This window comes from Halostagnicola sp. A56 (genome assembly GCF_000691505.1).
Taxonomy (GTDB): domain Archaea; phylum Halobacteriota; class Halobacteria; order Halobacteriales; family Natrialbaceae; genus Halostagnicola.
In genome coordinates this window covers 47,821-70,143 of sequence record NZ_JMIP02000021.1, presented here as the reverse complement: position 1 = coordinate 70,143, position 22,323 = coordinate 47,821, and the positions used below count along the sequence as shown (strand labels likewise).

Genomic DNA, 22,323 nt, shown 5'->3' with positions numbered 1-22,323 from the left:
CGAATACGCTTCCGCGTCGGTGGGTGGAAGTTACGATGCTGGTCGCTGGGAGGAGATTACGATTCCGCGTCGCCGGGATACTGGTAGGTCTTATCGCCCGCGTTCACCGAGTCGAATTCCGTTCGCATTCCGATCGGGATCGTCTCGGATTTGCCGATGACCATGTAGCCGCCGTCGACGAGCGAGTCTCGGATCGTCTCGAAAATCGGCGTCTTGTGCTCGTCGTTGATGTAGATGAGGATGTTCCGACAGACGACCATATCGAAGCCGGACTTCGATCTGCCGTTGATCAGGTCGTGGCGTTCGAACTCGACGAGTTTTCGAATCGTCCTGGCGACTTTGACGGAGTCCTCCTGTTTCGTGATGTACTGGGTCGGGCGCTCGAGAAAGTCCAGCTGACTCGAGACGTCGTCGGTCTGGAGGTCCTGATAGACGCCGCCGCGGGCCGTCTCGAGGGCGTCCTCGCTGATGTCGGTCGCGAGGATGCTGATGCGGGAGTCGTCTATTTCGCGGTCGCTGTGGGCGAGCATCGACAGCGAGTAGGGTTCGCGGCCGTCCGCACAGGCCGCACTCCAGATTCGGACCGAGGACTTTTCGGCGGTCAGTTTCCGAAGTAGCGTCTGGATTCCCTCCCAGACGCTCGGATTCCGAAAGAAGCCGGTGACGTTGATGCTCAGGGCGTCGAGCAGCTCCGCCTGTTCGGCTTCGTCGCGTTTCAGTAGCGAGTAATACTCCCCGTAGGAGTCGGAGTTCGTCCGGCGCATACGAGAGGAGACGCGCCGGTCGAGGTAGCGTTCGTTGTAGTAACTCGTCGCGAAGGAGAGTTCCTCCTCGACGAACCTGAGAATCGGCTGAATAGTATCTGATGTACTCATAGCACGCGGTCCGAGATGTATCGACCCATGTAATCGGCGGCCTTATACGTACCGGCAGCCTGAAGTTATGTTTTTCTAATATATTTTTGCCAAGAATCGGCCACGCGACGGGGATGAAGTCTCGAGCGGACAGCGATATCACGCCACACGTGTAAGAATCCTATCTATTTCTTCCCGACGGTCCGACGGCAGTGACACTAAAATGAATTCCGTTACTCCAGTTTGTCGAGCGAGTATTTTACCTTACCCAGCGAGCAGTCTCACAGTATTCCTCAAAGTGCTGGAAACAACCTACACACTTCATCACCACCTTGTTCTGCTATGTCTCTACGATCAACAAAACTAGAGCAAAACGGTGAATACTTGACTCAAGCCAAAATACGGGTGATCGTCCGTTCACGATGATAATGGAAGCAGTTCCGTGAACCCACCTTGCGTGTCTCCTCTACGACCTCGACCAAACCATCTAACGATCACTATAGGCGAACTAGAGGGTGTCATAGAACGAGTTGCACGGTGTTCCTTTCATCCCGTGTAGGCTGAACTATCCGTTTACTACACCTGCGAACTTACCGATCGTCAACTCGGGATGCCAAACGCTACGGACAAGTGCTTGAGACGAACGTGGCTGACTACGCCCCTGTCGATCCTGGGTTCCCCTGAATGCGATCAAACAGATGGAACACAACTCCGAGTGCAGAACAGAGCATACCGATCGCCGCGAGTAGGAGCCAGCCGCCGAAGACGAACGGGAGCATGCGGTCCGCAAGCGTTGTGAGCGAGGAACCTGGGGTCGGAAGTCGGGCAAGTTCTATGAACAGCGGAAGGATAGTCCCGACACTTCCCGCGACCGCGCCGGCACTGAGGAACGCCCGAGCACGACGCGTCGGCGAGCCGAAACGCACTACCGCTGCTAGCGTGGTCGCCTCCACAAGCGCGAACAGGCCTGTGAGTCCGATTCCGAGACCAATCGCGGCGACAATACCCGCGACAAAGCCGTCACCGCGGGGCTCAGTTGGAATCCCGGCGAGAGTGTACCACGCATAGCCGAGACTGATACAACTAAGGAGTGCAGCGCCGCCAGCAATCGTGAACGGGCGGTTATGGAGGGGCATATCGGTCGGTCACACGTGGTCGTTATAATCTTTCTGTCGGCGTCGAAGAAGGAACCCATCCGACCGATAACAGGACAACCTCTACTTACCGTTCGTTGGGTAATCACAGAGAGGTACGCAAACTGTTCTATGACACCCTCAAACTATGTAGCACACCGATTACTAATTTCCACAAAATTCGACCATATAAGCCACGTACGGTACTTATTGAGAAGACCTTTATCAATTAGAAAAAGACGAGGTGTATGCACCGCCGTCAGTTCCTCGCCCTCCTCTGTTGTAGCGGGGGTGCTGGTAGTATCGCTGGCTGTGTCAATTTGCCTTCCGACGAACCACACGCAAGAATTGACGTGATATCCCTTCAGAATAGGTCCGATGAGCCGGTTGAACTGACGCTCAAAATCACTGACGGTGAAATACCCGTATTTACCGAGACAGTCTCGCTACCAGAGCGAACGAATACTGCCTTCGAGACACCTGTCGCTGAGCCGGGAAAGTACAGTATTAGCGTCAGCTCTGAAGACGGGCGTTCGCAGGTCGATACCACCGAACATATTTCGACTGATGAACCGTATGTCTTCGTTATTTTTCGAGTGTACCGGGGGGGGGGAGTGGCGGCAGATGACATCCGTACATACGACGAAGAGCAGACGCTTTCTGATGAATGATCACCTCAAGAAGTATCCGGGTATTAATCAAATGATCGCCCTTATCCAGTATGATCTGAGAATTTCTACCTATGATTAATTACTTCCATAGTTAATACGCACCCTGTATCTTACACGGGTTGGAAATAACCATTCGAATCTGATAGAACAGCGAGTGTACAGTTAGCATCTATAGTGTGCGCGTATTTCACGCTAACATAGACCTGAAAATAGAATTTCAACAGAGCTTCAACCTATCACTACATCTACTCTCCGATATTGATCAATCCGAGAGAGCCTTCAATACAACGTCGGTTCCACGCATAACAGTATGAGAGTTTTAGATCTGTTCGTTTCCAGGTCATATTTTTCGATGAACGAACGAAACCGAGCGTCGAGCCGTCACACGACGACGGATCAAATCGGGGACGGAACCGGGAACACACCACATGGAAGGACGAAGCCGGGAACGAATCACATCGACCACGAGAACACGCCACTCAACTGGTAAACTCTCCCAGACGCGAGCGGTACGTCTCCGTCCTCTCGAGTGCCCACCGTCCGAGTATTGCACCGATCTTCCCGATCAGAGCGGAGAGTAAAACGACGAGTAGCGTGAAACAGATGAGCATAATCCCCTGTAGCCCGCTAAACCAGAGCGGCTGGTTCAACCCGGAAACGAACGCGAGGAGGTCAACGAGCGGCCAGAGTTCCGCGAGCGAGCCGACGAGCCCGATTCGTTCGCCAACCCGTCGCGCCTGCAGATCGGTTCTGTGGGAGAGGATTCCACCGATCACGCCGGCGAAAAACACGGGGGCGACGTGGTGTGTATAATCTGGCATCGACTGCCAGTAGAACGCGACCGTAAACGGAATCGAGGCGAGTCCGAGGACGATTGCCAGTCGCCACTCCGGATCGAAGCGTCCCTTCAGGCGATTCCGGAGATGAATCATATCGATGTCTTGTATGCTTTCACACATATAACCACTGTTCCGTTTCCGGTCGGTGTCTTCAACAGGAGACCGTGTCGGCAGACGCTGCCGGCCGATCGAGCTACCGCTCTTCGACGTGACGGATCTCCGCACCGATTCCGCGAGTACTCTCGACCATCTCCGTCCCGAACATCTCGGCGCGGCCGACGGCGAAGGCCTTCGGGCCCTCGACGACAACCTCGTCACCGACGCGGATGTCCTCGTCGCGTCGACGATGCCCGGCGCGAGCACGCTGCCGTGGGGGACGAAGTTATCGATCTCGACTCGCTTGACCGGCGCGTCGCTGTCGACCCACTGCTTTGCCCCCTCGAGCGTAAACGAGAGGGTGCCGTAGTTGGGAACCATCGTCGCGAGCTGGGTCTCCTCGTCGTCGCGGACCTGAATCTTGGGGTACCTGCTGGTCGTCTGGATGTCGGAAAAGAGGTCGTCGCCAGCGCCGTCGCCGAGCAGGTAGTCCGCGATGGCCCGGACTGTGTTGTGCTCGCGCTCGCGCTTGCTGTACTTGAGTTCGCCCGATAGCTCGCTCGAGAGGGCGGCAATCGACTCCTCGTCGGTGGGGTGTGCGCCCTTCGCGACGGTGTAGGCGACATCCAGATCGAGCGCGTCCTCGACGCGCTCGACGATGTCGCGGTAGCCCTCGTCGGGGACGTGGGCGACGATCCGCGGGTACTCGTTGCGCTCGAGGTAGCGCTCGAGGACCGACGCGACGAACTGTTTTTCGTCCTCAGACCAGCGGCCGGTGACGACGCTGTCGTAGTGTTGGGCCGGGTAGGTCGTCTCGAGTTCCTGGGGAACGACGCCGATGGGCGAGGTCATCGACACCTGGTGGGCTCGCCACTGGATCGCGTCGTGGAACCGGCCGTGGCTCTTGGATTCGCTGTAAGGTTTTTTCGCCGAACACGGGGTGAGCACGAGTGGGTTCTTGAAGCGATTCCGGTACCGCGTCGTCACGCGGTCGGCAAAGCGCTGGATCTCGACCCGCCGGATCGCGTCGGACGTGGCTGCGTCGAGGTCGGCCTCCCGGAGGATCGGCGTTCGTTCCTCGAGATACGCCCACTGGTCGTCGAGTTCGCGCATCGCGGCGGTGAGCCACTGGTCGTGGCGTGCCTGCCCCTCCACGTAATCTCGCAGTCGCCCGTCGCGGATCCGCTGGCGGACGATCGACAGTTCGGCCTCGAGGGCGGCGACGTTGTGTTCGACGCAGTCCTCGCGGTCGAAGGCCTCGATATCGGTCTCCTCGCTCAGCGGACTCGGGAGCTCGTCGAAATCCTCGAGGTAGTACTCGCCCTCGCTCGTGAGGTACTTGCCCTGCGTGCCCTTGATAACCGCCCGCGAGGCGTCGAACGCGTCGACACCGGCGTAGGCAAGCAGAGCGACGTTTCGGGGCGTCGCGACGCCGGAGAAAATCAGCGCGGTGTCGGCCGGGATCGCTTCGCGGACGGCGACGACGCTTTCGACGAGCGCCGCGCCGTGGCCGATCGCCGACCGGGCGTCGGAGACGACGTACGCGTCGGCCCCGGACTCCGAATCGTTCGGGCCGGGAATGTCGTGGAACCCGACGCTCTCGCTCGAGACGACGGCCGCGTTCGGAAACTCGACGTTGGGATACTCGACGGCGAACGACTCCTGGACCGCCTCGTCGGTCCCGCCCGGAAACCCGCGGTGGGGCAGGACGGTGAGCACGTCGTCGTTGCCCTCGGGAATCGCTCGGTCCGCGGCCCAGAGCGAGCCGACGTCCTCGAGGACGTCGTCGACGAGTCCGGGGGTGCAAACGGGCTCGGAGAGTCGGAGTTCTCCGAGACGCGCGGCCCCGTCGCGCGCGTGAATCTCGAAATAGTCGGTCATACACTGACTGGGTACCGGAGCGCGAAAGAGACTGTCGATACCGGTCCCGGACTCGCTGGTTGCGCGAGGGTCGCAGACGGCGCCGACTCTCCGGACGAGCGATCCTGTCGGTTGGCCAGAACATTCATGATAGTTCTATCTGAGTACAGATCAGGGAGAAATGGAACTCAATAGTGAGGAAATACTACCGGAGCGAGTGCGGCGAAGCTACGTCGCCAAATTCGGCGTCGTGAACGAGTTTCGTGGCGAGTTCGGACTTCCGGTGTTCGACCTCGAGGTGAATCGTTAGCCGCGTTTCTTTTTCGAACGCGGTGCCACAGATTGGACAGGTCTGATTCGTGGGAGTCATTCGACAGGAAGTCACGCGAGGCAGGACCGTAATTGTACGGATCGGTCGCTTTCCTAGAGAAACTCGTTCAGCCCCGACTGGTCGTCGTCGGTTTCGCCCTCCTCGATTCGCTCGCTGTCTCCCGCCTCGTCGGACTCGGCAGCGCTCGAGGGCGCAGATTTCGAGCCCTCGTTCGAGCCGGTGAGCGTCGTTTGCCCGTCCGAACCGCCGGCGTCGTCCGACTGCCCGTCGGAGCCGCTCGGTTGCGTGCTGGCGTCGTCGGTGTCGCTGCCGGGTGCGTCGTCCGCTTCGCTTTCGGACGACCGGATCGCGTTCTGAAACGCTGTTCCGGAGTGCTCGACGGCGGCCGCTTCGGTTCGTTCCTGAGCCTCCTCGACGATCGACTCGACCTTGTTCGTGTCCGCGCCGCTGCCAGTAATAAAGGAGACTTCGTCGGCGTCGAGATCGTAGGCAGCGGCCATCGTCACGGTCAGGTCGCGGTTCTTGCAGTGGTGGGTCATCGACTCGAGGTACGGGACGATTTCCCGGCGCGCGGTCCCGACGCTCGTTCCCTCGCGCTCTGCGATGCGCTCGGCGATCGAATCGCGCGTGTCTCGAGCCCCGCGGGTCCGCCCGAGTTTCGACCAGTAACTCGGCGGGCCGTAGCGGGTCCACCCGCCCTTGTCTCCCTGCCGAGCGGCCGCGACACCGGCGGTCATGTTGTCCGAGGCGTAGCGCCAGTAGGAGTAATCCTGCGTCGCGCGGACGCGCCCGAGCCAGCGATCCGCGTTCGCGAGGTACTCGTAGGCGTCTGCCAGTTCGTCGCCCTCGTAATCTTTGGGAACGTTGTCCTCGATCCAGTTGAGCAGATCGTCCGGGTTCTCGTCGACGTCGTAGGACGCCCGGAGCGCCCCCTCGGCGTCCTCCTCTTTGATGAGCGCGTCGAGGTAGTCGAAGATCCCCTCGGTTGTGTCGCGCTCGCCGGTGACGACATCCTCGACGGTGAGCCGATCCGCTTCCTCGGCGACGGCCTGCAGGTCGTTGACCGCCGAACGCAGGTCGCCACTGGTCGAATCGGCGATGGCTTTCAGGGCCTCCTCGTCGAACTCGATGCCCTCGCGGCGACAGATATCGCGGAGTACGGGGACGATCGACCGCGAGGAAACGTCGCGAAACTCGATGGTCTCACAGGAGTTGCGAAGCGACTGGCTCATCTCGTAGAACTCGTTGGCGACGAGGACGATCGGCTGTTCCGCATCTTTGACGACTCGAGTGACCTCTCGAGAGCCGCCGTAGTCCGCGTTGCCGTGGAAATTGTCGGCCTCGTCTAACACGACGAGTCGGCGACCCGTCTCCCCGCCGGTGAGGGTCCCGCTTTTGGCGGCCTCGCCGGCGATCCGTTCGATGACATCGGCCTGCCTGTCGTCGCTCGCGTTGAGCTCCATCACCGGCCAACCCATGTCCGAGGCCAGCGCATGTGCCGCGGAGGTCTTCCCGACGCCGGGACTGCCGTGGACGATGACGGCTTCGCGGTGGTCGTCCCACGACCGGGCCCACTCCTCGAGTTTGTCTCGAGCCTTGTTGTTCCCGCGTACCTCCGACAGCGTCGTCGGCCGGTACTTCTCCGTCCAATCGCTCATTACACAGTTGTAGGGATGAGTCGCGTTTAGTGGTTGCGGAGCGTCACTCCTCGTACTCTTCGACCGACTTCAGGTCGAGACGAGACGTAACGTCCGCATATGTCTCGTCGCTCGAGACGATGGTATCACCATTCGATTTGACGAGGTGAAGTGCGTCGAACGGTGTGAGTCCGTGGTCTTGCACGTACGTCGCCGCTGTAACAACCGTCTCTACGTCACCGCGCACCTCGACGAGGTTGGCGGCGTTCGAAATGACGTGTTCGGTATCACGTTCTTCCCGGTAGGCGACCATCAGTAGTTCGATGAGTGTGAACTGCGACATCCACAACTCGTCACGGTGTTCCCGGTACACCGACTCGGCGGCCTCGCCGAGCCAGTCATCGTCCTTAATCAGCGCGAGAAGAAAATCGGTTTCCGCATACATCTATCGTCCGGCCTCGTCGAGCGCTACAGTACGTGCTTCTTCACGGAGTTCGTCGGCTGATTTTTCGACATCCGCGAATTCGTCCCTGAGTGCCTCGAGCGGATCATCGGCGACCGGTACCAATTTGACGCCGTCGGGGAGCTGAACGACGTGATATCGGTCACCATATCGCTCTCGGACCTCCTTTGGGAGCGTGAGGCGACCACGGGCGTCAAGCACTACATCTGACATGCTTCGATGTTCGGTGGGCGAAAATAAAAATGTTCCCCGAATTAACCGGAACACCCATCAACGGGAGCAGCTACCGAGTTCGTCCACTCGTTCGCGAACAATCGATTACCAAACCCAGTACATCGAATCGACATCAGATTCTCCCGACTTCTCCGTCAATCGAGGAAATTGCCCAAATTGTGGAAATTGCTCCGACGACAGCTTGGGAACACCTTGCTCGAGCCGAGCAGAAGATAATGGCAGAAATCGGGTCAAGTTTCGATATCCACCATTGAGTTTCTCGTAGTATCGTCACTCAGAACCAGATTCGCATAACGGCGGAATTATTCGGTGGACACTTCATCCACAGTTACTGCCTACGCGTAATTGATGACATCGATGAGAAAGGAGGGTTCCCAATAGATGAGTGAACTTTCAAAGCGAGCACAAGGGATTCTTGGATTTTCTCGATGGTGGCAGGTCGTCGCCGCAGCCGTCATGATGGCGCTGGTCAGCCCGTACCAGTACGTCTGGTCCTCCATCGAGGGACCACTGGCAACTGACTTGTCCATCCCCCTCCCGGCACTTGGACTCGTCTTTACGTTGTTCGTGGCTTTTCAATCACTCTCCCAATTCCCGGTCGGCTGGTGGCGAGATCGTCATGGCCCCCGCCGAATTAGTCTCCTCGGCGGCGTCCTCGCCGGCGGCGGCTACCTCGGTCTCGCGTACGCGACTGCCATCTGGCAGATATATTTTCTGTATTCGCTCGGCGCCGTAGGTGTCGGAATCGTGTATACAGTCGCGATCAATTCGGCGCTTAAATGGTTCCCCGATTATCGGGGCCTCACGACCGGGATCGGGACTATGGCGTTTGCTGCTGGGAGTGCCGTGTTCATTCCCTACGTCCGTACCAACGCGACGTCAGCGGCGTATTCTAGCGTCCTTAGAAACATGGGCGTTCTCATCGGAATCGGCGTTATCTGTGGAGCGGTCGTCCTCCGTGACCCACCAACTGGCTGGAGCGAAGAAATACCAACCACGGGTGCAACAACGACGGGTGCAACAACGGAGGATCCAGCTACGAACAAAGAGGGAGAGTATACCTGGCGTGAGATGATCCGAACGTGGCAGTTTTGGACGTTACTGGGTATGTTCGCCTTCGTGAATACGGCAGGACTGATGCTCACTGCCAAGGTCGTTACGTTCGCCCAGCAGTTCGGACTCACAGCAATTGTCGGAACTGCCTCAGCAACGGTCCTCGCTCTTGTCGGCGGGATCAGTCGAATCGTGGTGGGCGGCATTTCCGATTGGGTCAACCGCAAGTGGGCGATCGCTGTTTCGTCTATCTTGACCGGAGTTGGCTTGTTCTTGCTTGTCTGGTTTGGACAAACTGGTTCCGGACTGGGATTCATCCTCGCCGTCATCATTGCGACGTTCTTCTGGAGCCCACAATTCGCCCTCTTTCCGAGCATCGTCGGTGATTACTACGGCCAGGCACAATCTTCGACAAACTATGCGTTGGTCTATCTCGGGAAAGTTGGAGGGGGAATCGCTGGTGGTGTACTCGCTGGCGTCCTCATCACGATGACATCCTGGACGATGACGTTCCTCATTGGTGGTATGTTGGCGGTCATTGCAGGGTTCAGTGCAATCCTTCTTCGACCGCCATAAGATTCGACGCTCTTGTGACGTAGATTGCTTGTGAGTTAGAGTGTTGCTTCAAGAATAGTTTTTGGGCGCTTCTTGCCCGGGTTTCCGATAGACGCGACGGCGAAGCTGCAATGCACTGAGATACGGTGTCAACATGGCTGTGAAGGTATCTTGATGGTATCTTGATGGGTAGAGAGCCAAGATCGCGACAGTGATCCGTGGCTTTCACAGGTATTGACTCGAACGTCTCCATCGGCGTATTCGCCATCGACGTGGATGACGTATTCGCGGTTGAATTCGTACTTACTCGCTGAAAGCACCTGCCACGAGCATCGCTTCTGCCTCGACCTGCGTGTAATACGTTCGCTCATCGTCTTTGATCTTCCCTCTCGATACTGATTCGTTCGGAGGCACTCCAGAGAGTGATCCATCCCCTTCCATACCGGCCGAGATGTAGACGATGTGATCTGCCCCACCACGGAACAGATTCGTCATAATCACATGGTGTTTCGGGACGACCCCTCCAACGGCGATAAGACTGGTCGTGTCAGCAAGTATCCCGTCCTCGATAAGTGAGTCAGAATCGTCAAGGTCTCGATTCCAACCTCTGAGTCGTATCCCTGTCTGTAATAGTAGATGAAGTTTCCAACTTCGGCGTCCGTCAGCGCCGGACAGTACACTGGGACGCCATTATCCGCCGCCTGTTTCAAGACTGAATCCTCGTCGTCGAGCGTTTCCCCTAATTCACGGGCGAATGCCGTCGGTGTCCGAATTTTCTCCTCCGCGAAGAAATCATCGAAGAAATCATACAGATACTCCTCGAGCCATACATATCGATCAGAAGGAACGAAGAGGTTTCCAAGTCGGTTGATGCCCCGCTCTCGAAGTGCCGCTTCATCTGCGTCCCAGTTCCCCATCTTGAACGGTTTCGCAGTCTTGATGACGTCCTCTGTTAAGGATCCGGACGTCGTGATGAGAACGTCTACGTACCCTTCTCGGATCAGGTAGGCGACGGTCTCGCGCAACCCCGACGAGATGATATTCGATGTGAACGTGAGATAGACTGTCGCATCCTTTTCCTGCATGCGTTCTGCAATATCGATGGCTTCTGCGAGTTGGGTCGCCTGGAATCCAGTCGTCGCGTACGACTCGAGCATCTCCCGAGCTAGAGTCTGGTCATCGGTTACCATTATAGATTTCAATGCTTTCTCTGGTTAAAACTCCCCGTGATCGTGAATCCTATAGCCATTGCACAGACCAGGCTTCGATTTCATCAAAGACTGGACAGAGTGATGGAGTATGCGCCAAAGGTGACTTGAGCCAGTCCACATACCATGACGATGAGAATTCTTCCTAGACAAACTGTAGCTAACTTCCCATCTGCCCACCAGAGCCACCTCTCCCGGCGACTGGTTGCATCTGACCCAGTTGAAGTTTTAGTAGCCATGACGACACCCCTTTCTCGACCGCAAAAACATCTGGATAATGCCACACGCCATGCTTTTAGGGTGGCCTAAATAAGATATGTAGCTTACGAAGTTTAGGCAGACCAAAAACACGCATCGATTCATTGCGGCGCGTGGTAGCACGGGCACATCGGTAGCCCTTACTCGAGGAGGTCCAGTTGCAGTGGGGACACTCACCACCGGTGTCTGGCTTCGTTATCACTTCGGCTGCTTGTTCAGTCGACGTGCGAACAGACTCGATCGGCTCCGCTGAGTCGAGCTCAGAGGCCAATTCAGTGGCATTGTCTGTGACGCCTACGACGGCGCACGCCGCCCAGCCGGCAACGAATTCCTCGTCGTCGTCCATGAATTGTGGAGGCCGGACCGCGGTATCGCCGCATCAGTGTCCGGTTGAGCAAGATAGCCGAGTGCTCCGGCACACCTGGCGCGAACGTAGTAGATGTCGTCGCACAGAACGAAGCTTTCGAGAGCGAATTGACCGCTGAAAGCGGTTATACGTTCGCACATGTGTTTGAGACTAGTAGCACCTGCTCTGTTGAATAGCGAGTTATTCGGCCGATATCACGGGTTTAGCAGGGTGAATCCGGGGAATTCGATTCTTGTCTATGGAAATCGATCTCCTCGACTTCGTTGAGCAGTGTCGTGGTCTAGCTAAACAAGCGTTGGGAAAGCACGCTGGCGAGCCCGCAAGCGGCGGGTTCGCCCGCTGGGTCCACGTCGTTCTGCATTGTTTTCGACTCGAAGAGGGCCACAGCTACCGGGAAACGCCGAATCGGCAGAACTACCACCTGACTGAAATTCGTGACGCACTCGGCTTAGATCGGGACGAGCTGCCAGACTACAGCACGATCTACAAGTCGTTTGATCGACTGAAAATGTGGGTATGGCGGGTGCTGCTGCGCGTTTCCGCGCAGCAGCACCCGAAGTTTGGCCACGCGGCTCTCGACAGCACGTTCTTCGACCGTCGCCGTGGGTCGTCGTACTTCCGCCAGCGGTCGAGAAGCACCGTACAGACGCTGAAAGTGACGACAGTAACTGATGTCAAATCGCTTGCGGTTCGTGACGTTCATATCGCAGCACGGTGGAAACACGATACGAAGACCGGGTCGCAAGTCGTCCGCCGACAACGGCTTCCAAGACTGGCATACCGAGTACGAAATCGCCGCATATGGCGTTGGGTACCTCGTTCACTATCGTGGGTCATCACCGAAAGCAGCTCTGAACAATTCGATCAACCGGGCAAGTGGCTACTCTCAGCGCTGGATGGCCGAATCGTACTTGACAACGAAGCGCTCGCACGGCATCTCCGAGCGAGCGCTGGGCTGGTATCGGCAGTTCCGTGAAATTGTTCTGATGTTCGATCATCAACATAGAATCACTCTGTGAGCAGTGAAGTCATACCTTGTTCTCTGCTTCACACGGTGATAAATTCTGCCGACTCGTCTCACAGAAGCCCGGCAACGACGAGCAGCGCTATCGAGACACCGCTCGCGCCGAGGAACCACGGTCGCGCTCGCGTTGCAGCTGCGACCGCTGACGTCTCCGATTGGTTGTCGGTCAGTCGACGGAACCCGAAGAACAGCACGACTGCGAGGACGAGCCACAGGCCGACCATTGTCAGGACGAGGTTTCCTCGGCCCGTCGCCTGGAGTGATTCGGCAGTATAGAGCGTTCCTGCGAGATGGCCACCGCTGAACAACAATAGCAGGACTGAGGCCACCGTAAGATACCAGAATCTTCGTGCGATAAGCGTCAGCCCCTTTGTACTCAGCAAATCGCTGCGTGCTGCCGGGATGATGGCCCCTGCAACCACGAGTGTCCCGCCCGTCCATAATGCGGCGAAGACCGTGTGGGTGGTCATTACCACATCAAGCATAGTCGTCATTGTCGCACCTCCTCGCTCAATTGTGTGACAATCGAATTAGGGTTGCTTGATCGGCGTTTTGTGCTGGATTCTTCACACCCCGCGTCTCGCAGGTTGATTCGTTTATTAGCTTCGTGTGTCATCAGTCGATTATTCGAGGCTGGCCATATACACCAAAGGAGGTGTCCCAGAGTCTGGGAGTAGTACCTGTAAACAACCAGAAACAGCATTAACGCACCACAACGTGCTATTCCACCAACTTGGGAATAGCCGGGGAATCTAAAGCCATCGCGCCGAATGAGTTTAACACTACAAAATACGATGTCCGTAAAATGTCACAGCAGCTCTACAATATACAGCACTTGAGATGACCGAACAAAATGTTGATCCGAATCGGCTAACGATCGAAGAATTCGTCGTCGTGGTGCAAAAATACACGACCCATCCCGACAACATTTTTAAACAGTCCGTGATCCAGCGCAGCGTCAGTAACTACAATTGTTTCTTGCTCACAGACCAAGCAGCGGTCGAACAGGCAACCCGTGACCACGCGACTCGGCTCATTGACACCGACCTAGCCAATCCATTCTAAACGAGAAACAACAGAATCACAGCGTTCGAGGATCCGGCTCAACGATACTGGCAAACGCAACGTTCTGTTGCACCTGTTCGATCTCGACAGTCGGTACCTCACCGGGCTGAGCCTCCGGAACAATCACGACGTACCCACGGTCCACCTTCGCGATGCCATCCCCCTGGTCGCCAACCGCCTCAACCGACACGTCTCGAATTTCACCCTCCTCAACGGGTGGCTCAGGAGAACCGTGTTCACCGACAGCTGAGGAAGATCCTGACGGCGAATCTGAAAGCTGGGACTCGGATCGGGCTGTTGTACCCTCGGCTTCGAGAACGGCGATTCGATACGTCTCACCGGGCTGGATAGCGTCGTGACGCACCTCACTCGTGGGAACCTCGAATGTGTAGCTCTCGTCGTCGGACTCAATAGTCGCAGTGAATACCGAGCGAAGGGTGTCAGGGATATCGACCATCAAGAGAAGATTCAGCATCCGACGCAAATAGTCGTTCCTCACGCCGTCAGTCGGGCGCGTAGGCATCCTCAATATAGTCACGAAGGTCCTCGGGCGTCGTCCACGTGTACGCACGGTCCACCCGCTCCATCGAGAGGAGATAGTGTGCGAACATCCCGTCGTAGGCCGCGTACTGTTCCCTCTCGGTCTCGTAGGTTCGATAAAACGCTCGCGTTCGCTCCCGATAGGTCGGCTGATCGATGTAACCCGCTTCCCACGCGTGCCCGCCCTGGGAGTGTTCGTACACCCCCACGATATGATCCGCGTAGCTGACCAGCAGCTTGAATTTCGAAGTGAAGAACTCCGAGATGTCCAGAATATCGTCCATCAGGAACGCGTCGACCCCGTCATCGGAGTTCGAGGCTGCGGCATCACTCGCGAGTTGGTCGCGAACAGCCTCCAATCGTGTCCGCTCCTCCTCACCGTAGGAACCGAGTACGAAGTAGGACGTGTTGTTGATGAACTGTCCGAGATCCTCGTGCATCGCGGTCTGAATCGCCTCGACCCGTTCGGGTGTGAGCGTCTCGCCCGGCTGGTCACCCAATTTGTCGATGATTGCACGGGTAGCGTCGTCGTTGGTCATACTGGGCACCAGTCACCACCGCCACCTAACGGTACGGAAATCCGACTGGACGTGGAATACGCAAGCACTCTGACCACCACTTCGGAATTCACCGAAATGGTTATCCGACCGGGGGACAAATACTGATACACAATGTCCCGGCCTGACGCCACCCCGCTCACGCCAGCCGAGAACGCGGCTGGCCTCGATCCGATCGCAGCGTTGAGTGTCCTCGACGACACGACCCGCGCGAATATCATCGGGACGATTGTCGGTCACCCGAAAGGCGCGCCCTCGAAGAAGGAACTCGAATACTACAATCCGAGTATCGCAGCGTCAACGCTCACCGACCACCTCATCCGGCTGGAGGAAGTGGGACTGATCGAGGCCATCGAACGAGATCGTGAAGGGCTCGAACGGGGCCAGCCGTACCGGTTCTTTCAGCTCACCGACGCCGCACGCGAGCTGTTCGACCGGAACAACCTCTTCGATCCCGACGCATACCGAGAACTGTTCGCTGAAGTCGAGAAAACAGACGAAATCAAGGGCGCCGAGGGCGTCGAGCGGCCGAACGGCCGGAATTGAAACCACCTTCGGAGCGCACGTATTGCCGGACGGAAAGCTCGACATCCGGAATACTTTGAAAGCGTGATTGGAGCAAAGCCGCCAAGAGAAATTAGTCTCGATTTTGATTCAGGACAAATGAATCGTCCTTCCTTCGATCAGAAGCCGACCCATCGTTCCTTCCTTCGATCAGAAGCCCGACCCATCGTTCCTTCCTTCGATCAGAAGCCCGACCCATCGTTCCTTCCTTCGATCAGAAGCCCGATCCCTCGCTGCTCCCCTCGAGTCCGGCGTCGGTTATCTGGAACTGGACCGATTCGCCGGCGGGTTTCGAGCGGTGTTTCTCCAGGGTCGCTCGCCGCTTGCCGCCGCGGAATCGTTCGACGCGGACGACGACGCCGGTCCAGTGCTCTAAGGTGTTCCCGCCCAAGGCTCGCGTCCGATCCGAATCCGGATCGGCGAACACCTGATTGGTCAGGACGACAGCGAGGTCGTACTTGCGCGCGAGCGAGAGGAGGTGGGTCACCTGCCGGGTGACACTTCGGAGCGCCTCCCCGCCGTTGCTGTCGCCGGTCCGCTCGAGGCGGTAGAAACCCGTTGCGCTGTCGAGGACGATCAGGTCTGCACGCTCGGCGAACTCTTCGGCATCTCGGACGGCCTCTTCCTGTTCCTCGAAGTCGAGTGCGTCCTCGATGACGATTCGGGAGGCGACGTCCTCGACCCGCTGATCCGACGCCGCGGAGTCGACTCGAGCCGATAGCAGTTGCTGAAACCGATCGACCGAGACGCCTTCCGTGTCGATGTAGACCGCGGTCCCGCCGCTCGCGCCCGTCTCGACGGCGCTCGAGAGGGCCAGATTGGTCTTGCCCGCGGCCGGCGGGCCGTACAGTTGGGTTACAGTGCCGCGCTCGAACCCGCCGCCGAGCAGTTCGTCGACCGGGGGACAGCCGGTCAAAATCGCCTCGTCGTTCACGGTCGAACGTGGGTCGCTGCCAGCAAAAACCTCCCGGAACCGTCCTCGAGGCGACCGGTCCCGACTCGGCGGCCTCGGGAGGGCCCGGAGCGGCGTCTTCTCGAGAACGGGATAGTTTATTTCTCGTCGCGCCGAACGCGCAGACGTGATCGTCGTCGCAACGACCGACTTCGAAGTCTACCACGGCGTCGTCAACGAGCTTCGCGATCGCAGAGCGACGTTTACGACGATCGAGCCCGACGACGACCTCCCCGAGCAGACCGGCGTCGTCATCACAGACGAAGACAACGCAGACGCGTTCGAGGGCGTTCCCACGATCGTCGCGGCACCGAACGAGTCGCGACGCGCCGTCGAACAGGCCCTCGCCGCACTTCAGGGCGAGAGCGGTCGAACGATCATCGGCGTCGATCCCGGCCGAAAGCCGGGTATCGCCGTTCTCGCGGGGGAGATAATCGTCGCCGCGTTTCAGGTTCCGATCGCCGACGCCGTCGATGTCATCACCCGCGAAGCGGCCGAAGCCGCCGACCCGCTGGTTCGGATCGGCGACGGCTCCCGGCTCCAGAGCGCAAAGCTCGTCAACCAACTCGAGGGCGTTCGCGTCGAACTCGTCGACGAAACGGGAACGACGCCGTACCTGGGAACGGGCGCTCGCGGGGCCGGCGACCTCCTCGCGGCCGCGAATATCGCGAGACTCGAGGGCGAGCCCGTCGAGCGTCGGGAGATCGAGCCCACCGCCGGCGAGTTACAGGCGATCAAAGACCGCTCGCGCGAGCGCAGCGAAACGAACCGCGCGATCGACGATGCGCTGGCCGAACGCGTCGCCGCGGGGGAGTTGCGCATCGACGAGGCACTAGCCGAACATCGCGAAACCGACGAATCGGCGACCAGCGACGACGAAGAATAAGAACGGTCCCCAAACACTACCGTTGGCGCTCTTTAGAAGCACACCGCTGGCGCTCGTTTGGACGATGCGTGCGCGCGAAAAATCGGGAACGCTTCGATCTCGAGACCGTCTCGAGATGGCGTTTTGCTGTGAGTGCAGATCCGTTAGGTGGGGATCGCAGACGGCGCGATCGCGGAGCCGAACTGCACGTTCTCCTGGGACTGCATACTCACCTGCGAGGCCGTCGCTTCACCGTCGTCCTCGGCGACTGCGTACGCAGCCCGCTGTTCGTTCAGGTTCTCCTGGAAGACCGACTGGTACTGATCGACGACCGCGTCGGGCTGATAGGCGACGTCTTGTTTCTGCTGGCCGCCGACGTCCGAGTCGATCGTCATGATCGGGTTCTCGGAGGAGTTTTGACCCTTCAGCGAGACAGTCGTCTCTTCGCTGTAGAGTACGCCCGGTGACGATCCGGCCGCGTTCGCCGGAAGCGCTTGCGAAATGCCGATCTGCGCGTTGTGGTTCTCCTGGTGGGAGATCTGAATCGCGGTTGCCTCGCTTCCGTTGAGCGCGATCGCGACGGCTGCGCTCTGCTGGTTGAGGTTGAGCTGGCTCACGTCTTGGTACTGGCTGACGCTCGCGTCGGTGGATTCGCTTCCTTTCTTTTTCTTGTCGTGGGGAGTCTTCTGTTTGTCACTGGTGCTCTTGACGACGTCGGAGCCGCCGTTGGTGCTCGCCGACGCGACGTTCATCCCTTCGGTTGCCTCGAGGACGGACGCCGAGTAGGCGCTCCCGATCTGCTCGTTGATGTTCGACTGCTCGGTCGTCTGGATCGAGGTTGCCGTCGACTCGTTACCGATGGCGATCGCGACGGCGAAGCCCTGATGATTGATGTTGGTCTGCATGCTCTCCTGGGCTTGATCCAGCTCCGAGGTAGCGACTTGACTACCACCTTCGGCGCTACTCGGATTCACGTTTTCGGCGTTTGCAACCGCGCTTTGGGAGTTGACGTTGTGCTGAGAACTGTCCTGAATCGCGAGCGCGTCGCTGCCGTTTTCGGCGATCGAGAAGGCGACGCTCTGTTCGTTGACGTTCGCCTGATCGACCTGCTGTAGCTGCGTGACGGTCGCTTCCGAGTATTTTATCTCTTTGTCGGGTTTCTCGTCGTGGTCGCCGCCTTTCTCACCAGCGACCGCCCAACCGTCGAAGCGCTGGTTGTTCTCCTCACCGAAGAGGAAGTAGACGTCACCGACATCCCGGAATTCGACGTGTTGGTCCTGCAGGTGCTGGTTCTCGGAGATGGCTTCTCCTTCCTGCGTGTTCTCGTTCGTCTGTCTGGAGTCCTGGATGGCCGTCGCGTCACCGCCGTCGATCGAGATGGAGGCTGCGCCCTCCTGTACGTCGACGTTGGTCTGGTTCACGTCCTGATACTGGACGATATCGGCGGCCGGACTCGAGGTGCCGGACGCGTCGCTTTCCTCGCTCTCGAGGTGTTCGTCTACGTACTCTTCGACTGACTGGTCGCCGAGGTCCGCACCGAAGACGAAGTAGAGGTCCTCTCCATCCTGGAGCGTGTGGAGCGTTCTCTCGTCTTCGCCGGTACCATCCCCGCCGGAATCGTCCTGTGCGGTCGCGGGAAGGGCCGCGCCCGTCATCGAGAGCGCGAGCATCGCGACGACGAGAACTGTCGTGAGTTGTGATCGTGATATCATCGTGTATTTTTGGTATCGTTTCAAATGCCCTGTGAGGGTCTTTTTTACTGCATCTTCGCGGTGCGAACCATCTTTTTCCGAATAGTGTCTTTGTTATCTGTAGGTTGTCAGGCAGAACAAGGCCGTTACCGCCTCGAGTCGGACGTTCGAATTTCGAGACGAACTCGAAGCCTGTCACTACTCGCGGAAACCGTTCGGACCGGCCGGTTCCCATGCGATGTGAGTGCTACCAACACTCTAGGTCGCGGCTGAGATGTTCCGTAATTCAAGCACGTAAGTGCGTATATCCACGAAACGGGGACTTTCCATGTCGATAGACACTCTGGCGAAACGAACACACAGCAAGTTCGATTCGTGTGTATGCGAAATTACCCGGTCCTACTGCGGGTATAGCCGCTGCATACGATCTCGAGACGCCGATTAAATTATCGGTAGGCGTGCCGTTCCGGCGATAAATTGGAGATACAGTGACTGACAACTCGTCAGGGATATGTAACGGTGATCGAACGGCGACACAATCGAAAATAGACCATTGGAACTGTAATTCGGGTTAATACGGGCGCTGATGGTCGTGATCAACCGGGCAACGCGCCGTGGCATCGCTCGGATCGGTCGACAACCCGCGAGGAACCGTGCACTCGAGACTGGTAACGAACCCAGGAACGCGGTGCGCTGGTGACGACCCGGTTTCGGCGGTCCGCGCGTGTATGCCCGGACGATACAACACAGCAAACATGAAACGCACATTCACAGCGCTGATGGTATTCGCACTCCTCGGCAGCCTCGCATTCATGGGGTTCGCCGGGACGGCAGCGGCACAGAACGATGGCATCGGGAACCTTCCAGGAGATACCGGTGATATCGGTGTCGGTATCGGCGGCAGCGGCGGCGACGGCGGCGATGCGACCCACGAGGGACACGACGTAGACGTCGAAACTGGCCCAGCGGTCGTTAACCAGGAACAGGATGCAACGAACACCAACAACCAGGTAGCGACCAGCTCGAGTCCTGGTGAGAACCCGAAGCACAACAAATATCACGACAACAACGACGGACAAGGCTCCAACACGGCTCAGTTCCAGGAAGTTGAGCAAGAGAACGAGCAGGAGCAAGCAGGATACGCCGACTCCTCCGCTGATGTCGACGTCGACGGTGACGCTGAAGCCGGCGACGGTGGCGACGGCGGCAACGCCGATGTCAACCAAGATGATAGCGTGAACACCGAAATTATCACGCTCCTCAACGACCTGTTCGATCTTGGTCTTGGGTAATTCAAAAACACTGCATCACTGGGAGTAACGACTGCACTTCCCAGTAACTCCATATTTTATGAGAGCTAGTGCATGGTGGGTTTAATACCGTCCGAAATATACGATGGCAAACGGGTTGCCGCCGCCGCCCATGCCGCCGGGACCGCCCGGACCGCCACCGCCGCCGCCGAAGGGGCTTTCCGGCGGTTCTCCCTCGCCTTCGCCTTCTTCGGCGCGCTTTTCGCGGATTTCCTCGACGCGCTCGCGGAACGACTTCTCCTCGCTGTCGTCTGCGTTCTCGTCGGGTTCGTTTTCGTCGGACATACCCTCGGATTCTGGACGCCCGCGGAAAAGGATTGCCATGTCTCGAACGACGCGACAGTCTCACGCCGGCGGAGATGCGTCTCGGTAGCCGATGTCTACGCGAAGGGGAGTCCAACGCTTCGCGTTCGGCGGTCGGAACCGACCTACCCGAACGACCCCAACGACGACTGCAGATCCCGGCTCGACGACTCCTCGAGGAGGTCGTAGCCCACGAGGTCGCGCATGTCGACCGCGTAGGTCGTCCCGCCGTTCTCGAGCACCAGTAGCCGCCCTTTCACGCCGACGACGGTGCCCGATGCGACGGTCTCGCGAACCGGCCGCGTCTCGAGGTCGAGTCCGTAGTCGAACTCGAATCGATCGATGACGTCGAACGCGGCGAGCACGTCCGCCCACGCCGCGTCGTCGACCGTCGCCGCGAGCGAGGCGACCTTCGCCCGCGTGCGGACCCGATCGACCAGTTCCTCGGCGATATCGGCCTCGAGTTCGCGGGCGATCCGACCGTTCGAGACGGTGTGGATATGGGCCGCGCGGTCGGCCCCCTGCTCTCTGAGTCGGGTCTCGAGTCGCCACAGTTTCGTGACGCCGACTTTGAACGTGTCCGGTGCGAACGCGGCGATATAGACGGCGTGGTCCTCGTAACAGTCCATCTCGTCTTTGAGGCAGGTGCCGGTACAGCGCGCACAGACCCACGTGCTCGTGTGGAACTCACAGTATGGGGCGTCGGGTCGGTCGCACGGAACGTGGCCGTCGTCGTCGATGACGCCAGCGCAGTGGCGCGAGCCGAGCGTGTAGGATAGCTCGGTTCCGGGCTCTAGCGATTTTTGGGTCAGGTCGGTGCCGTCGCTACAGAGCAGCGAGGATCCCTTTCCCGACCGTTCGTACCCGACCAGTTGCACGGGTTCCGGTTCGAACCGAATTCGTATAGACGTAGCGTTCTCCCGGGTGGGGAGACGCGCCAACGTGGCTCGCGGCCCGCGGCGACCGTCGCCGACAGCGAAGTGGCTAAACCGTTCGACTCCTAACCGGCGGATATGCAAGCGCTGGTCATCGCGGCACACGGGTCACACCTCAACCCGAACGCGTCGAATCCGACGTACGCCCACGCGGACGCGATCCGCGAGACGGGCGCGTTCGACGTCGTTCGCGAAACGTTCTGGAAGGAGGAACCGCACTTCCGAGAGGTGATCAGAACCATCGAGGCTGACGAGATCTTCGTCGTTCCGCTTTTCATCAGCGAGGGCTACTTCACGGAGCAGGTCATTCCTCGAGAGCTTCGCCTCGAGGGGTGGGATCCCGGCCTGTGGGACTCCGACGGCATCGACGCCTCCCAGGCGACGCTGACGGCCGGAGACGTCGAGAAGACGATCCACTACTGCGGCCCGGTCGGCACGCACGACGCGATGACGGACGTGATCGTGGGTAGAGCCGAGAGCGTGACCGGCGACCCGGACGTCGGCGAGGGCTTCGGACTGGCGGTCGTCGGCCACGGCACCGATCGAAACGAGAACTCGGCGAAGGCCGTCCGATACCACACCGAACGTATCCGCGAGATGGACCGGTTCGACGAGACGAAAGCGCTGTTCATGGACGAGGAACCGGAAGTCGACGACGTCACCGAGTACTTCGAGAGCGATGACATCGTGGTCGTCCCGCTTTTCATCGCCGACGGCTTCCACACGCAGGAGGACATTCCCGAAGACATGGGGCTCACTGACGACTATCGAAACGGCTGGGACGTTCCCGGCGTCGTCGACGGCCACCGAATCTGGTACACGGGCGCGGTCGGCACCGAGGACCTCATGGCGGACGTCGTGATGGAGCGCGCGGCGGACGCCGGGGCCGATATCGGTAGCTCGATCGATCACGAGGATCGAACGCGATCGACCAACGCCAACGTCGCGGGTGACTGAC

General features: G+C 58.7%; 20 protein-coding genes and 5 pseudogenes. 8 read left to right on the top strand and 17 right to left on the bottom strand.

The genetic code is table 11. The features are described 5' to 3' along the window. Positions 1 to 56 precede the first annotated feature (56 nt). Together EL22_RS12725 and EL22_RS12720 are read right to left on the bottom strand one after the other, a co-directional pair. On the bottom strand, positions 57 to 875 hold the full coding sequence (locus EL22_RS12725; RefSeq protein ID WP_050051853.1) for a protein-glutamate O-methyltransferase CheR: 819 nt from the start codon (positions 873 to 875) through the stop codon (positions 57 to 59). A 632-nt stretch (positions 876 to 1,507) separates the two neighbouring features. After that, positions 1,508 to 1,990, bottom strand: coding sequence for a hypothetical protein (locus tag EL22_RS12720; protein WP_050051852.1), 483 nt, complete (start codon positions 1,988 to 1,990; stop codon positions 1,508 to 1,510). A gap of 245 nt (positions 1,991 to 2,235) precedes the next feature. Between EL22_RS12720 and EL22_RS17280 the strand changes: the two genes are divergently transcribed. Further along, positions 2,236 to 2,658, top strand: a complete 423-nt coding sequence (locus EL22_RS17280) for a hypothetical protein (protein ID WP_156184130.1) — start codon at positions 2,236 to 2,238, stop codon at positions 2,656 to 2,658. Between the two features lie 479 nt (positions 2,659 to 3,137). On the opposite strand, the gene EL22_RS12710 is transcribed toward EL22_RS17280, so the two are convergent. The 6 genes and pseudogenes from EL22_RS12710 to EL22_RS12690 form a co-directional block, all read right to left on the bottom strand. After that, positions 3,138 to 3,590 carry a DUF5518 domain-containing protein gene (locus EL22_RS12710; protein ID WP_050051850.1) on the bottom strand — a complete coding sequence of 151 codons (453 nt, stop codon included), beginning with the start codon at positions 3,588 to 3,590 and terminating at the stop codon, positions 3,138 to 3,140. Between the two features lie 100 nt (positions 3,591 to 3,690). After that, a pseudogene (gene arcS / locus EL22_RS12705) lies at positions 3,691 to 5,474 on the bottom strand (archaeosine synthase subunit alpha). 184 nt (positions 5,475 to 5,658) lie between these two features. Continuing rightward, positions 5,659 to 5,823, bottom strand: a complete 165-nt coding sequence (locus tag EL22_RS18105) for a hypothetical protein (RefSeq protein WP_197075901.1) — start codon at positions 5,821 to 5,823, stop codon at positions 5,659 to 5,661. Positions 5,824 to 5,876: 53 nt separating this feature from the next. Beyond that, positions 5,877 to 7,442, bottom strand: coding sequence for a replication factor C large subunit (locus EL22_RS12700; protein WP_050051849.1), 1,566 nt, complete (start codon positions 7,440 to 7,442; stop codon positions 5,877 to 5,879). A 43-nt stretch (positions 7,443 to 7,485) separates the two neighbouring features. Further along, positions 7,486 to 7,866, bottom strand: a complete 381-nt coding sequence (locus EL22_RS12695; RefSeq protein WP_050051848.1) for a PIN domain-containing protein — start codon at positions 7,864 to 7,866, stop codon at positions 7,486 to 7,488. After that, entirely contained in the window at positions 7,867 to 8,097 is a 231-nt protein-coding gene (locus EL22_RS12690; RefSeq protein WP_050051847.1) for an AbrB/MazE/SpoVT family DNA-binding domain-containing protein, read from the bottom strand. A gap of 29 nt (positions 8,098 to 8,126) precedes the next feature. Between EL22_RS12690 and EL22_RS19335 the strand changes: the two genes are divergently transcribed. Beyond that, positions 8,127 to 8,372: a helix-turn-helix domain-containing protein gene (locus EL22_RS19335; protein ID WP_082146776.1), complete on the top strand. Its 246-nt coding sequence runs from the start codon at positions 8,127 to 8,129 to the stop codon at positions 8,370 to 8,372. A gap of 127 nt (positions 8,373 to 8,499) precedes the next feature. Further along, entirely contained in the window at positions 8,500 to 9,747 is a 1,248-nt protein-coding gene (locus EL22_RS12685) for an OFA family MFS transporter (protein WP_050051846.1), read from the top strand. A 48-nt stretch (positions 9,748 to 9,795) separates the two neighbouring features. On the opposite strand, the pseudogene EL22_RS16150 reads toward EL22_RS12685, so the two are convergent. Continuing rightward, a pseudogene (locus EL22_RS16150) lies at positions 9,796 to 10,022 on the bottom strand (IS1595 family transposase); the annotation flags it as partial. Positions 10,023 to 10,029: 7 nt separating this feature from the next. Next, positions 10,030 to 10,886, bottom strand: a pseudogene (locus tag EL22_RS12680) (deoxyhypusine synthase); the annotation flags it as partial. Between the two features lie 911 nt (positions 10,887 to 11,797). On the opposite strand from EL22_RS12680, the pseudogene EL22_RS12675 reads away from it, so the two are divergent. After that, positions 11,798 to 12,585 (top strand): annotated as a pseudogene (locus EL22_RS12675) (IS5/IS1182 family transposase). A 51-nt stretch (positions 12,586 to 12,636) separates the two neighbouring features. Here EL22_RS12675 and EL22_RS19330 read toward each other — a convergent pair. The 3 genes from EL22_RS19330 to EL22_RS12655 form a co-directional block, all read right to left on the bottom strand. Beyond that, on the bottom strand, positions 12,637 to 13,077 hold the full coding sequence (locus tag EL22_RS19330) for a hypothetical protein (RefSeq protein WP_050051845.1): 441 nt from the start codon (positions 13,075 to 13,077) through the stop codon (positions 12,637 to 12,639). Between the two features lie 587 nt (positions 13,078 to 13,664). After that, entirely contained in the window at positions 13,665 to 14,105 is a 441-nt protein-coding gene (locus EL22_RS12660; RefSeq protein ID WP_006186945.1) for a TRAM domain-containing protein, read from the bottom strand. A 46-nt stretch (positions 14,106 to 14,151) separates the two neighbouring features. After that, positions 14,152 to 14,727 (bottom strand): hypothetical protein, encoded by a 576-nt coding sequence (locus tag EL22_RS12655; RefSeq protein WP_006186946.1) that lies wholly within the window; start codon positions 14,725 to 14,727, stop codon positions 14,152 to 14,154. Between the two features lie 132 nt (positions 14,728 to 14,859). On the opposite strand from EL22_RS12655, the gene EL22_RS12650 reads away from it, so the two are divergent. Next, on the top strand, positions 14,860 to 15,291 hold the full coding sequence (locus EL22_RS12650; RefSeq protein ID WP_006186947.1) for a hypothetical protein: 432 nt from the start codon (positions 14,860 to 14,862) through the stop codon (positions 15,289 to 15,291). 232 nt (positions 15,292 to 15,523) lie between these two features. Here the strand turns inward: EL22_RS12650 and radB are convergent, their stop codons facing one another. Then, positions 15,524 to 16,243: a DNA repair and recombination protein RadB gene (radB, locus tag EL22_RS12645; protein ID WP_050051843.1), complete on the bottom strand. Its 720-nt coding sequence runs from the start codon at positions 16,241 to 16,243 to the stop codon at positions 15,524 to 15,526. Between the two features lie 145 nt (positions 16,244 to 16,388). Between radB and EL22_RS12640 the strand changes: the two genes are divergently transcribed. Further along, the gene (locus tag EL22_RS12640; RefSeq protein ID WP_050051842.1) at positions 16,389 to 17,147 is read left to right on the top strand and encodes a hypothetical protein; all 759 of its coding nucleotides are present in this window, start codon (positions 16,389 to 16,391) and stop codon (positions 17,145 to 17,147) included. Between the two features lie 143 nt (positions 17,148 to 17,290). On the opposite strand, the gene EL22_RS12635 is transcribed toward EL22_RS12640, so the two are convergent. Further along, positions 17,291 to 18,838 (bottom strand): hypothetical protein, encoded by a 1,548-nt coding sequence (locus EL22_RS12635; protein WP_050051841.1) that lies wholly within the window; start codon positions 18,836 to 18,838, stop codon positions 17,291 to 17,293. A 734-nt stretch (positions 18,839 to 19,572) separates the two neighbouring features. On the opposite strand from EL22_RS12635, the gene EL22_RS12630 reads away from it, so the two are divergent. Next, positions 19,573 to 20,109, top strand: a complete 537-nt coding sequence (locus EL22_RS12630) for a hypothetical protein (RefSeq protein ID WP_156184129.1) — start codon at positions 19,573 to 19,575, stop codon at positions 20,107 to 20,109. Positions 20,110 to 20,214: 105 nt separating this feature from the next. Here EL22_RS12630 and EL22_RS12625 read toward each other — a convergent pair. Together EL22_RS12625 and EL22_RS12620 are read right to left on the bottom strand one after the other, a co-directional pair. Further along, positions 20,215 to 20,451: pseudogene (locus tag EL22_RS12625) on the bottom strand (hypothetical protein); the annotation flags it as partial. Between the two features lie 104 nt (positions 20,452 to 20,555). After that, positions 20,556 to 21,308: a DUF2797 domain-containing protein gene (locus tag EL22_RS12620; protein WP_050051839.1), complete on the bottom strand. Its 753-nt coding sequence runs from the start codon at positions 21,306 to 21,308 to the stop codon at positions 20,556 to 20,558. Positions 21,309 to 21,443: 135 nt separating this feature from the next. On the opposite strand from EL22_RS12620, the gene EL22_RS12615 reads away from it, so the two are divergent. Continuing rightward, positions 21,444 to 22,322 carry a CbiX/SirB N-terminal domain-containing protein gene (locus EL22_RS12615; protein ID WP_050051838.1) on the top strand — a complete coding sequence of 293 codons (879 nt, stop codon included), beginning with the start codon at positions 21,444 to 21,446 and terminating at the stop codon, positions 22,320 to 22,322. Position 22,323 lies beyond the last annotated feature (1 nt).